This is a genomic window from Lentibacillus populi (assembly GCA_014642895.1).
Lineage (GTDB): Bacteria > Bacillota > Bacilli > Bacillales > Amphibacillaceae > Lentibacillus_C > Lentibacillus_C populi.
In genome coordinates this window covers 197,010-209,526 of sequence record BMJD01000001.1, presented here as the reverse complement: position 1 = coordinate 209,526, position 12,517 = coordinate 197,010, and the positions used below count along the sequence as shown (strand labels likewise).

The 12,517-nt window shown below is 40.4% G+C and carries 16 protein-coding genes and 1 other annotated feature; all 16 genes read right to left on the bottom strand.

Going from position 1 to position 12,517, the window contains the following annotated elements:
• Positions 1-181: 181 nt before the first annotated feature.
• Complete coding sequence (locus IEX12_RS01050; protein ID WP_088050758.1) at positions 182-727, bottom strand: YhcN/YlaJ family sporulation lipoprotein; 546 nt, start codon at positions 725-727, stop codon at positions 182-184.
• Positions 728-843: 116 nt separating this feature from the next.
• A complete protein-coding gene (gene nadE, locus IEX12_RS01045) occupies positions 844-1,596 on the bottom strand; it encodes an NAD(+) synthase (protein WP_088051016.1) in 753 nt (250 codons plus the stop codon).
• A gap of 34 nt (positions 1,597-1,630) precedes the next feature.
• Positions 1,631-2,590: a phosphotransferase gene (locus IEX12_RS01040; protein ID WP_159457777.1), complete on the bottom strand. Its 960-nt coding sequence runs from the start codon at positions 2,588-2,590 to the stop codon at positions 1,631-1,633.
• Positions 2,583-3,596, bottom strand: a complete 1,014-nt coding sequence (safA, locus tag IEX12_RS01035; RefSeq protein WP_088050760.1) for a SafA/ExsA family spore coat assembly protein — start codon at positions 3,594-3,596, stop codon at positions 2,583-2,585. Before safA ends, IEX12_RS01040 begins: the two co-directional genes overlap by 8 nt.
• Before the next feature lie 211 nt (positions 3,597-3,807).
• Complete coding sequence (gene pheA / locus IEX12_RS01030) at positions 3,808-4,662, bottom strand: prephenate dehydratase (RefSeq protein ID WP_088050761.1); 855 nt, start codon at positions 4,660-4,662, stop codon at positions 3,808-3,810.
• 36 nt (positions 4,663-4,698) lie between these two features.
• Positions 4,699-5,979: a GTPase ObgE gene (gene obgE, locus IEX12_RS01025; protein WP_088050762.1), complete on the bottom strand. Its 1,281-nt coding sequence runs from the start codon at positions 5,977-5,979 to the stop codon at positions 4,699-4,701.
• 7 nt (positions 5,980-5,986) lie between these two features.
• Complete coding sequence (locus IEX12_RS01020; protein WP_088050763.1) at positions 5,987-6,517, bottom strand: Spo0B domain-containing protein; 531 nt, start codon at positions 6,515-6,517, stop codon at positions 5,987-5,989.
• A 179-nt stretch (positions 6,518-6,696) separates the two neighbouring features.
• Positions 6,697-6,987: a 50S ribosomal protein L27 gene (rpmA, locus tag IEX12_RS01015; protein ID WP_088050764.1), complete on the bottom strand. Its 291-nt coding sequence runs from the start codon at positions 6,985-6,987 to the stop codon at positions 6,697-6,699.
• A 4-nt stretch (positions 6,988-6,991) separates the two neighbouring features.
• Positions 6,992-7,327, bottom strand: a complete 336-nt coding sequence (locus IEX12_RS01010) for a ribosomal-processing cysteine protease Prp (RefSeq protein WP_088050765.1) — start codon at positions 7,325-7,327, stop codon at positions 6,992-6,994.
• Positions 7,328-7,338: 11 nt separating this feature from the next.
• Entirely contained in the window at positions 7,339-7,647 is a 309-nt protein-coding gene (gene rplU / locus IEX12_RS01005; protein WP_088050766.1) for a 50S ribosomal protein L21, read from the bottom strand.
• Positions 7,648-7,661: 14 nt separating this feature from the next.
• Positions 7,662-7,783, bottom strand: a sequence feature (ribosomal protein L21 leader region).
• A gap of 71 nt (positions 7,784-7,854) precedes the next feature.
• Positions 7,855-8,715 carry a site-2 protease family protein gene (locus IEX12_RS01000; RefSeq protein ID WP_102415065.1) on the bottom strand — a complete coding sequence of 287 codons (861 nt, stop codon included), beginning with the start codon at positions 8,713-8,715 and terminating at the stop codon, positions 7,855-7,857.
• The gene (locus IEX12_RS00995) at positions 8,702-9,475 is read right to left on the bottom strand and encodes a M23 family metallopeptidase (protein ID WP_088050768.1); all 774 of its coding nucleotides are present in this window, start codon (positions 9,473-9,475) and stop codon (positions 8,702-8,704) included. Before IEX12_RS00995 ends, IEX12_RS01000 begins: the two co-directional genes overlap by 14 nt.
• Before the next feature lie 107 nt (positions 9,476-9,582).
• On the bottom strand, positions 9,583-10,380 hold the full coding sequence (gene minD / locus IEX12_RS00990; RefSeq protein ID WP_088050769.1) for a septum site-determining protein MinD: 798 nt from the start codon (positions 10,378-10,380) through the stop codon (positions 9,583-9,585).
• Positions 10,373-11,059 carry a septum site-determining protein MinC gene (gene minC, locus IEX12_RS00985; protein ID WP_088050770.1) on the bottom strand — a complete coding sequence of 229 codons (687 nt, stop codon included), beginning with the start codon at positions 11,057-11,059 and terminating at the stop codon, positions 10,373-10,375. The genes minD and minC overlap by 8 nt, the downstream gene beginning before the upstream one ends.
• A gap of 41 nt (positions 11,060-11,100) precedes the next feature.
• A complete protein-coding gene (gene mreD / locus IEX12_RS00980; RefSeq protein WP_088050771.1) occupies positions 11,101-11,628 on the bottom strand; it encodes a rod shape-determining protein MreD in 528 nt (175 codons plus the stop codon).
• The gene (gene mreC / locus IEX12_RS00975; RefSeq protein WP_088050772.1) at positions 11,628-12,506 is read right to left on the bottom strand and encodes a rod shape-determining protein MreC; all 879 of its coding nucleotides are present in this window, start codon (positions 12,504-12,506) and stop codon (positions 11,628-11,630) included. Before mreC ends, mreD begins: the two co-directional genes overlap by 1 nt.
• Positions 12,507-12,517 lie beyond the last annotated feature (11 nt).

Genomic DNA, 12,517 nt, shown 5'->3' with positions numbered 1-12,517 from the left:
CTCTCTAGAAATTTCCTTCCTTACTATAACAAAAAATTCCTTATATATAAAGTAAAACTTCATTCAGTGGCGGGCTTCCACTGATGGTTAGTATTGTAATAGCTGGCTTTAGCTGGTGGATGTTTACTAGAAGTTAATATACGCAAAGTGATCAAAAAAACCTCTGCCTGTAAAGCAAAGGTTAATCATTTTCTCCCCCCGGTTGGTTTGCATGTCCATTGGTTGATCCTCGCGAGTTCATATTTTTTACACGATTCCAATGAATATCATCGGTATAAATGACAATTTCTTTATTCGGTTCAACTTTTTTAACTTCCTTAACAACCAGATCACGAACATTTTGGTCATGGTAATCGTTTAGCATTAAAGCTACAATAACTTTATCATCCGTGATGGCGATTTGCGCCTGTTTAATTTCCCGATAATTAATCAGCTGCTGGTAGATCTTATCCGATTCTTCATTTACAAAATTGTCGGTAAAATTACCTTGCTGACCATTTGAAGCATTCGTACCACTTTGATCACTTTGAGGATAACCGCCACGTTCGCCAATCGATTTATCCCGCTCACCTAATCGATCAGCATGTTCATTGTCGGTCTCATAGTGGATTGATTGGGGGTTTGGTGCATTATTTTGCGCGTTTTCATCATTATTTGTATTTACATTCGAACATCCAACTAACATCATGAAGCCAATACCTGCACTACTGATTGCACGAAGTTTCATAAAAGAACACCTCCTTACCAATTAGCTTGGATGAAAGAGGTGTTTTTAATCAGTTAAATTATCCCTTAGCAGGAAAAGCATGCATTCTCTTAAGCCTGTAGCACGGCCATTTCCAATTAGATACTTTCTTTATCAACCTGGAAATGCTCTGCACCGATCCGTTTATGTTCTGTCCGTTTATGAAGCCTTTCAATCGTTTCCTTATCTTTCTCCGGGATTTCCTGACCTCTCAAATAAGCATCGATGACCGCATAGCTTATACCCATTTCCGCTTCATCGGTTTGCCCTTCCCACAAGCCCGCACTTGGCTTCTTATTAACAACTTGTTCAGGTACACCAAGAAAACGTGCCATTTCCCTGACCTCCTGCTTCGTAAATTCAACTATTGGCAGGATGTCCACTCCACCATCTCCATATTTTGTAAAATAACCTGTATACCACTCGGCAGCGTTATCTGTCCCAACAACCAAATAGTTATAATTCGTCGCCAAGGTATATAATGTGCTCATCCGTAACCTGGCCCGCAAATTCGCATCCGCCATTGAATGATTTTTTTCCTGCCATTCTTTTTTATGTGTTACTTGTTGTTGAATGGTTTGAAAAAGTACATTGTGTGTTTCCGTCAGATCAACCGTCAGGGCATTAATACCACAGCTCTCAATTACATCTTTGGCATGCTCTATATCAGCAGAACTGCTTTTACAAGGCATGATTACTCCCAACGATTGATGTGGAACGGCCCGCTTTATTAAATGGGCAACAACCGCTGAATCAACTCCCCCGCTTACTCCAACCAGCAGCCCGTTTACACCTGTTTCTTTCACCTGTTGTTGTAACCACTGTACAATTTTGTCTACTGTTTCCTGCATCATGATCGCTCCTCCATTTAATATGCATTCATTTCTAAATTGATTTTAGCATTAATTTCGCTTTTTTAAAAAAGCTATGCCGCATAAGCCATTCTCTTTCCATCCTGGACAGGTAATGATAAACGGAATTAGCAGATCCCCGTTTTAGAAAATGGAGCCATTCCCGCAATACATCAGTTGGAACAAGGATAGCGTTGATCCATAATTTCAATTGCCGCTCACTCACCATCTGATATGCCAGCAATTTGTCAAAATCCCAATTCAAATAAGGTAAAAAGCGTTGACCTAATTGAATATAATCATAAAGCACAGGCGAGCGTGAAAGCAAATCGAAATCGATCATATAGACACTTGAATTACGAATAAAATTATGACTGGCAACATCACCATGTACCCATTCCATTTTTTCTTCTGCCCTTTGTTCTATTTCTCTCCAGGGCAACTGACTAACGAGTTCTAAATGCAGCTTTGTTGTTCGGACAATATCGCGAAATAATGTTTCAAAACCATATTTCAGAAAATGATGTTCCGTTTTTTTAAATGTTGAAAGCCTGCGGGACCAGCGAATATAAAAAAGCTGCTGCTTAATCGGATTTTGCACCGTAATTGATTTCGCATCCTGATGAAACTGGCGCAATGTAACCAAAGCTGCCTGGCGATCGTCTGCTGTCGCATAATTCAGCTTATCACCATCAATAAATGGAGCAAGCGTCCAGAAGTACTGGTTATGTTTTATATACTTTCTGCCGTTTGGAAAACGTACGAAAGGAACAACGACTGACGCAGGCAATTGCTCAAAAAAATCCCATTGCTGTTCCAGGATCTTTGGCTTAGCATGCTTTTTTAAAATATATTCCTCTTCTTTAGGGGTTTTTATCCGGAAAACATGTGATTTGACCGGCTTCATCTCCGTACAATCCAACCTGCCCTTTTGATATAAAAAAGAAGAGAAGCGATCAATTCGCATCTCGTCTCCTTGGTTAAGCTTATTCACCTGAAGATTCATCCTCGTCGGACCGGTAATCAAATTCGGAAAAATCGGGGTACCCTGGTGGTGCAGGAAATGGTTGATTGGTTGGAGTCATATGTGGTGGATACATTTGCCCGTAAGCTGGATTTTCTCCATAAGCTTGTTGTGGGTTAGGGTTAAATCCGTGATACGGCTGAAAATCGTTTGGGTACCCGCCATATGCAGGTGGCTGATTCATCTGATATCCTGGATAATGCTTCGGAAATGGTTTTTTATCCTTGCAGCCACAATCTTTTTCCCCTTTTGTCTGAACTGGTTTAACTGGCATCTCCATACTTGGTGACTCCATCATATGGCCATGATCATGATGATCGTGATGATGATAGGATGGATACGCCGCTGGATCATAATTCATTGGCTGGTGATATGGCATATGTCCCCCAGCAAAAGTTCCCATGACTGGAAAATAATCATGCGGCATTGGCGGATGGCACGGATGAACAACGTGACAGCACATTGGCACCATTGCTACTGGCTGCGGCATTGGTTGCGGCTGTGGCATTGGCTTTTCATGTTTTACCGGCTTTTCCTTTGGCTCCGGATAATGTGGCATTTCCGGAAAATTAATCGATGTGTAATTCTGCATTTCCTGTTCCATAATTGGCATTTGGATGATCGGTTGTATTTGATTTACGGATGCTTCCGGCTGCATTGGCATATGCGGTTGCATCGGCATTTGTGGCTGCATCGGTTTCTGTTTCTCCTTTACATCTTCCTTAATAACCGGCATTGGCTTTGGTGACATTTCTTTATATGGCTGATTGACCAGTGGTTTTTGTGTCTCTTTCGGTTTCATGCTTTCTTTTTGTACAGCCTTCGTTGAACCAGGTATTTTTATTTTCATACCCGGCATAATCATATCAGGGCTTGATAATTGTGGATTAAGCTGTTTTAACTCTTCAAAATCAGCGCCATATTTTTTGGCTAATTCCCACAATGTATCACCCTTTTGCACAACGTGAATTTTCAAGTTTAACCAAACTCCCTTCATTTAAAGTTACAATTGGGCTAATCACTCATTTACAACATATGCACGAAGTTTGGAAAAGTTGAAAACTAAATTAAAAACCGCCTATCATAATAGACGGTTTGATGGCAAACCAATAGTAAAATAGTGAAACTTCATATTACACGTTTAATGCGTAATAAAATCATCACTCCATTTCCTAACGCCATTTTTCTTATATATTCAACTGGTAGACCGGATATGTACCTAAAATTGTTACACTACATCCCAATGCTTCTAATTCAGCCTTTACACTTGGGAATAGTACATCATCATAGGGCTGGTTGACGTCCACAATAAAGAAGTAATTCCCAAGTCCTGTTTTCATTGGTCTGGATTCAATTTTTGATAAATTCATTTTTCTCCAGGCAAACGCTGAAAGTACCTGATGAAGGGCACCAGCATAATCACTCGGCAATGTGATTAAAAGACTTGTTTTCTCTGCATTCACCTCATGATGAATATGGATGTTATGTTTATCCTTCGTTAACACTGCAAACCGTGTATGGTTATTCGGGTAATCATGGATATTGTCTCTATAGATCGAAAGACCAAATTCTGCTGCTGCCAGTTTATTACCAATGGCTGCTATGCTTGTATTACGGGTGCTGACAATTTCGGCAGCCTTACCTGTAGACGAAGTATAGTGAATCGATGCTTTTGGCATGTATTCATGAATATATTGATGGCACTGTGCAATAGCTTGTCTATGTGAATGAATCTCCTTAATTTCTTCTAAATCACCAGAAAAATCTGGTCGAACTAGCAGATGCTGCTGAATCGGCACAACGATTTCAGCAACAATCGGCAGCCGCACCTGATGGACAAGATAATCGACAGTCAAATGTACGGTCCCTTCAATAGAATTTTCCAGCGGTACAACACCAATATCAATTTCATCCCCATCAATGGCATCAATACATGCTGGTATCGTGTCAAAAGCTTGTTTATCTTCCCCATTAAATGCAGCATCAACGGCCAATTTGGTAAATGTTCCTTTTGGCCCCAAGTAACCTATCTTTACCGTCAATCAAACCTACTCCCTTATCAATTTAACTTTGCATCATTACTCAATAAATTCAAACTCATAATCCAGTAATCTTATCGTATCGCCATCTTTGGCGCCACGCTTGCGCAATGCCTCATCAACACCCATTCCTCTTAGCTGGCGGGCAAACCGTTGTACCGCCTCATCGCGATTAAAATCGGTCATTTTAAACAATTTTTCAATTTTAACACCTGACAGCACAAATGCACCGTCATCATCGCGGGAAATCGCAAAGGATGCTTGTGGCCGTTGATAACGATAAACAACCGCTTCTTCCGTTTCTTCCATTTTCGGCGCAGCCTTTGGTATGCTATCCAATGCATCAGCAATTGCGAATAAAATATCGCGAAGTCCTTCTTTTGTCAACGTGGAAATTGGGAAAACCGGGAAATCATCTTCCAGTTTCCCCTTAAACAATCGTAAATTTTCCTCTGCACCAGGCATGTCCATTTTATTGGCCGCAATGATTTGCGGGCGGTCCATAAGCTTTTGGTCATACTCTTTTAATTCTTGATTGATTTTTACATAATCGTCGTATGGATCGCGTCCCTCTGTCCCCGCCATATCAATGACATGGACAATTACTCTCGTTCGCTCCACATGCCGCAAAAACTGATGCCCCAATCCGACACCTGAATGGGCACCCTCAATTAAACCAGGTAAATCAGCCATAACAAAGCTGCGATGATCACTTGTGTCGACTACACCCAGGTTTGGTGATAATGTGGTGAAATGATAATCAGCAATCTTTGGCTTTGCTGCACTTACTACGGAAATAAATGTAGATTTACCTACACTTGGAAAACCAACAAGACCGACATCCGCAATCAGTTTTAATTCCACCTTGACATTACGTTCCTGACCTGGTTCACCATTTTCAGCAAACTCTGGTGCAGGATTGCGAGGTGTGGCAAAACGGGAATTACCACGGCCGCCCCGCCCACCGTGTGCGATGATTGCGCGCTGTTCGTGGTATGTTAAATCAGCGATTATTTCCTGCGTATCCTCATCCATCACAGTTGTCCCAGGTGGAACCGGCACAATCAGCGGTGCAGCATTTTTACCATGCTGATTTTTACTCATGCCGTTTTCTCCGCGTTTTGCTTTAAAATGGCGATTGTAGCGAAAATCCATTAATGTATTCAGTCCTTCATCCACTTCAAAAACGACATCTCCACCATCTCCACCATCTCCGCCGGCGGGACCTCCTTTTGGTACATACTTTTCGCGCCGGTAGGCAACAAGCCCATTACCCCCGTCACCGGCTTTTATGTATACACGAACCTGATCTACAAACATTACTTGCTCACCTCATTCTGGAAAACGGAATAGATACGATACAACTTACACCGTTATCCGTTTTGCTGCAACTCATTTTATTAGGATGTTTTTTGTTTAGTTTGGAAACTGGCTCTTTCGGAAAATTTCCAGCTAACAAAAAGCGGGCATCGATAGTTGATGGCGTAGCTTCCAAGTGAAGCTCCCCATTATATAATTCCATATTGTCAAGCAGCTCCCCCAGCAGATCAATAGCCGATTGACAATATTTTACCAATGTATCATCAATCGCCTGCAGATGAATATTTTCCATATTTATATAATATGTCAATCTAATGTTCGCATGTATGGAATTAACTTGAATCAGCCAGAGAGCAAATTTTGGAGCACCAAGACTCATTAGTTTTCTTTCTTCATAAAACCGATCCATACATTCCGCAATTTTTGTTTTGACTTTATCCAATTTCCCCATAGATGCGTATCCCTGGACTATCTGCAAGTCATTCATCAGGTCATGCCGATATAGCCTAAGCAAATCCACCATTTCTTTCTCGCCCAACTTTAAGCCCCCCTATTATTAACAAGATTATAGCAGAAATAAGGAAAAACTTCATTTCATTCTAAATAAAAAACCCCAGCCGATAAATCAGGCTAGGGTTTTGAACCAGATGAAAAGCTGAAGCACAAATCAAATTTCCCGTTAATTCAATCCTGCTTCTATTGCATCCGAAATTTGTGTTACGCTTCTTGAGCCACCGGGTAAACACTTACCTTTTTGCGATCACGGCCGTAGCGTTCAAATTTCACAACACCATCCGTCTTGGCAAAAAGTGTGTCGTCTCCGCCGCGGCCGACATTTTCACCTGGATAAATTTTTGTTCCGCGTTGACGGAAAAGAATTGATCCACCTGTCACAAACTGGCCGTCTGCACGTTTTGCACCAAGACGTTTTGCTTCAGAATCACGACCGTTCTTGGTACTACCAACACCTTTTTTCTGTGAGAAAAACTGTAAATCCAGACGTAGCATGTCACTACACCTCCTTATTTACTATTGTAATAAACTGACTATATTCACTTGCAATCGTTTTTAATGAAACGATCATGCCCGCAAACAAGAGCTGTACTTTTGCCGTTAATCTGTCATCCAGATCGGCAGGAAGTGCAACATGAAGGTAACCACCTTCATTTCCCTGTTCAATTTCGAGGTTAATTTGGCATAATTCAAGTACCGCATTAACTGCACCAAAGGATACAGCTGAAACACCTGCACATACCAGATCAAATCCATATGGACCACTGCCAGCATGTCCGGAAATTTCAAATGCCGCAATTTGCTCACCTAACCTGAATATCGTTACATCAATCATAGCATATACCCTTATGCATTAATTTTCTCAACTACAAGTTTCGTATACGGTTGACGATGACCTTGTTTACGATGGTAGTTTTTCTTAGGCTTAAATTTAATAACAGTTATTTTCTTTTGACGGCCTTGTTTTTCAACTTTTGCAGTTACACTAGCACCATCAACATATGGTGCGCCAACTTTCACATCGTCGCCACCAACGAAAAGTACTTTATCAAATGTCACCGAATCATTTGCTTCTGCAGCTATTTTCTCTACGTAAATTTCCTGACCTTCCGTAACCTTGATTTGTTTACCACCTGTTTCAATAATTGCGTACATTTCCTGCACCTCCTTAATAGACTCAGACTCGCCATTCAGGTACTCTTTTAAGCCACGTCCAACTACCAATCGTTAAGAAGGATACGGGCAATTATAATAGGAGTTTAAAACCTGTTCTGTGCGGTTGTAGCAAATGGTGCTACGATGAATAACGTATTGATGTTAGCATGTTTACCTATTAGTTGTCAAGTGTCCAAATCAAGTATTTCAACTATAACGGGCAATTTCACCGATAGGTTTATTATATTGCTTATCGTAAAAAAAACGCTGCAAACAATCGTTTTCTTCGATTAGTTTTCGTTGATTTTCCGGAAATTGAATATAGATGGAATGCCTCTTTTCCCGATGGAAATGTGCAAACACATCCATTAATGTACAGTCATACGGTACAACGATGGAACGTATCCCCTTTACTGGCGGGCTCCCCTGATATCGATTTAATAAAAAACGCATAAACACATAATACCGCTGCTTCCAATCCATTCTATTTTCTTTTAGCAAAAAGAGAATGAGCAAGAAGGAACTTAAGGTAAAAGGAAACACGAACAGCTGCAACAGCAAAAGGCTTGTACACGCAAGCAAGGATACGATAATTACGGAATGATATGCTTTCTGATATGGCAATAAGGATGAGAGCAATAGAAATAAAAATTTCCCGCCATCAAGCGGCCATATTGGCAACAAATTAAAAAGTAAAATCAAAGTATTATAATGTAATAGCATGGTTATGATGGACGGGGGGAGTACCTCACCCGCAGAAACGACAAATATGATCCCATAGAGGATGATATTCTGAAACGGCCCGGCAATTGTAACGAGCATTTCCTCCCGTAACGGCCTGTTACCATGCTCGTCCGTATCCATCACGCCACCAAATATCCATAACATAATGCTTCTAATCCGCCATTTATAGAGCAGCGCCATCGTATAATGGCCAAACTCATGTAATAACACAATCGATAAAATAACAAATAATTCCACAAATGTACCTGTAAAGAAGGAAATTGCGATAAATACCAGGAGAATTGGGTGAATATGAACGGCTGGCAAATACTTATGGACCGTCATCGACTTTAATTACCTGTACGGGATCAACGTATTTGTTATCCTTTTCAATAGCAAAAAATACCGTTTTATTAGCTTCATCCGGAACAAATTCTCCAAGTCGCTGATTGCCTTCAACATATTGGTATAAATGAACATTAATGGAGTCCAAGTAGCCGTATGTTGATGTGCTGCCGTCAGCATGCTGTACCACAACTGTTTTATCTGTTTCCCGGTCATTACCGGCAAAAATAACCACCCCGTCACGTAATACAAATACATCAGCCGTGTCCTGTGGTGCAATCATGATTCCTGAGCCATTCGCCTGAAAGGACTCAGCAAGTTTTCCGTTAACCGGAAGCGCCAATGCTTGATCATGTCTTGTTTTCTGCTTATCTTTTGGTGCAAATGCCAAAGGAGATCCAAATGTTTCCTGATACCATTGGTTAACCCGCGCAAAGGGAAACTCCTTGGTTAAAGCAGTGGTTGCCAGTTCTGCTGGTTTACGGAAAATTTCCGCATTAGTCTGGAATAAAAATGCTGCACCAAAAAATAATATGACCGATAATACACCCTTCAACATCATTCCGGAAATTAACCTGCCCCGATTCGGATCATTACTCTGTCCGGTATCATCTGGAAAGGCCGGGAAGTACCCGTGCTTTTCCTCTTCTTGTGGTAAGTTGGGGTGCAGATTTTGTCGGGGGAGCTCTTTGGTGTTCAGGAAACGCTGATTTTTACGTTGTGCGATCGATTTCCGAACTTGTTTAACACCTTTATCCATGATCCTCATTCCTTCATCAGACTTTTTTACAATTGTATGTGAAGGAAGGACAAGTTATGTTAAAAATGCAACGGGAGATAATCATCCCATTGCATTTTTTCAGATGTTTATGATCGGATGCCAAAGAATTTCTTAACTTTTTGAAACACTCCTTTTTCATTCTCTAACGATTGTAAAGGAACGGTTTCACCCAAAATTCTTCTAGCAATATTGCGGTAGCTGATGGAGGCTTTTGAATTTGGATGAAATGCTACAGGTTCACCTTTATGCGAAGCTTTAATTACCTCATCATCGTCAATCACAATTCCGATTAAATCAATTGATAAAATTTGCAGAATTTCATCAACGTCATACATGTCACCACTTTTCATCATATGGTTGCGAATGCGGTTAATTACTAATTTCGGATCTTCTATTTCTTTGTTTTCCAGCAGTCCGATAATCCGGTCAGCATCTCTTACACTTGATTTTTCTGGTGTGGTAATAACGATTGCTTTATCAGCTCCTGCCACAGCATTTTGAAACCCTTGTTCAATACCTGCAGGACAATCAATAATGATGTAATCATATTCTTGTTTTAATTCCGTGATAATTTTTTTCATATGTTCCGTCGTACCTACAGACTTATCGCTTGTCTGTGACGCTGGCAGCAAGGCTAAGCAATCAAAGCGTTTATCCTTTATCAGTGCCTGCTTTAACTTACAGCGTCCTTCGATAACATCGACAATGTCATAGATAATCCGATTTTCCAGTCCCATCACAACGTCAAGGTTACGTAAGCCTATGTCTGTATCAATCAAACAAACCTTCTTCTCCATTAAAGCCAGGGCTGTACCAATATTGGCGGTCGAAGTCGTTTTTCCAACCCCGCCTTTACCGGAAGTAATGACGATTGCCTCACCCATTTAGCATTCTCCTTTCAAACCCGCTTAAATCTTTTCGTCTATGTGAAAGAACTTGTAGTCGATCAATAACAATTTTATCCTTCTCTTCATCAATGAGACCACATTCCATGTACACACCATCAGATTCATAGTCTGGGGCACGGCTGATATAATCTGCTATTCGGAGTTGGCTGGGCTTCATGTAGGATGCCGCAATAATAGCATTTCGATCACCATCTGACCCGGCATGGGCAATACCTCGCAGATTGCCCATAATGTAAATATTGCCTGTTGAGACAACCTTGCCTCCCGGGTTTACATCACCAACCAAAAGCAGATCACCTTTTACTTCCAGGACTTGTCCAGATCTTATTATTCTAGTTAAAGCCTTTACTTCACTTTCTTCTTTCCACAAAAGAGCTTCTTGCTTTTGTATGACATTTGATTCAAATTCCTGAGCATAAAAATGACTATCTCGCTCAATTAATTCCTGTAAGCGTGTTGTCTGTTCCAAATCCAAATAGCGGTTGCCGAGTTTTATCGTCACAGGTACCCTTGGCTCCTCCCTACTTGCATGATGCTCAATAAGTTTTTCGTTTAACTCGATGAACGCATCTTCAAATGAGCACGAGTCGTCGATAAACAGTGTAAGACCGTCCCTTGTCCCTTTAATCGTTATCAATTGCTTATTCTCACGCACGATATGTTCACCTCATTAATCCCATTTACAAGACAATTTGATCAGCTGTGCAATTGCTCATCGCCCCATTTTATAAGTGGTTTTCTTACCAATGGATACAACACCAGTAAAAATAGCAGATTTGCCAAAATGCTTGGTAGTAACCGGTAAACCAAGTAATGAACAAGTGTCATATCCGCCAGGTCAATTACTGAAAAAATGATATAAATGATAAAGTCTGCCATCGCAATTCCAAGAAATCCCAATAAAAGTGTTACATAAAAATTGGCATGCAATAGTTTTTTCAATCCGCGTACAATGTAAATAACCAATGCATATGTGAACATGTAGACGCCGAGAATTCCTGTATACACAACGTCAATCAGCATTCCAAATATAATCGCATAGAAGACAGATGTATATGTATTCTCTTTATCATAAAAAATCGAGATACACACTAAAAAGACAAGGGGCCAGTGCGGAATAATTAGTAATTCTCCGGTTACTAGGCGGGTCGGCAATAATTCCAGTGATACACCTTCCAGAATCACAATCAGAAAAAGAATCAGAGGCAAAAATAATCGCTTCATTATTCTTTACCCTCCAGATCACTTTTGGCTTCATCACTGTCAGTAAGATCACGATCCACCACTATTACATGATTTATTTCATACATATTGGCTGCCGGTTTAATTAGTGCTGTACGGGTTAGCCCATACTGATCCGGAACTACTTCCTTAACCGTTCCAATTGGCAGACCTTCAGGAAAGACGCCGCCCATCCCGGATGAAACAACCAATTCTCCTTTTTTTAGGTCTTTATCCGATTCCTCGATAATTTTAAACAATAGTGAATTGCTTTCTTCATCAAATTCTTCAATTAATCCAAAAATATCTTTCCCGTCCTTGCGTGAAATGGTTGCTGAAATACGATTGAACTGATCAAACCCGGTAAGCAGTTGAACGGTTGATGAAAACTGGGATACAGACTGTACTTTCCCAATCATTCCATCACCGGTTATTACAGCCATATTTTGTTTAACACCGGCTTGCATTCCTTTATTAATCGTTACCTGGTCAACCCAGCGTTCCGGTGTACGCGACATAACCGTTGCTTGTATAGGATTAAAATCCCGCAATGATTCTGTCTTTTTTAATGTTTTTCGAAGCTCCTCATTTTCTTCTTTAATTTCCTGAACCTCATAAATCAAGCCTTTATATTCCGATAACTTTTCTTTTAACAGTTGATTTTCCTCGTACGTATTTTTTAAATCATCAATGTTTGTAAATATATCAGTCATAAATTTAACCGGGGCATGTATCACACTCTGCACCCATCCAACAGAGTCCTTAATAAATTGTTCAGGGGTAGATAAATTTTCCCTATCCCTGAGTGAATAGCCAATCAAGGCAACAAGGATGATAAACCCAATTAGAATAATAAATAACCTTTTTTTTCGAAACTGCATAAAAACACAAC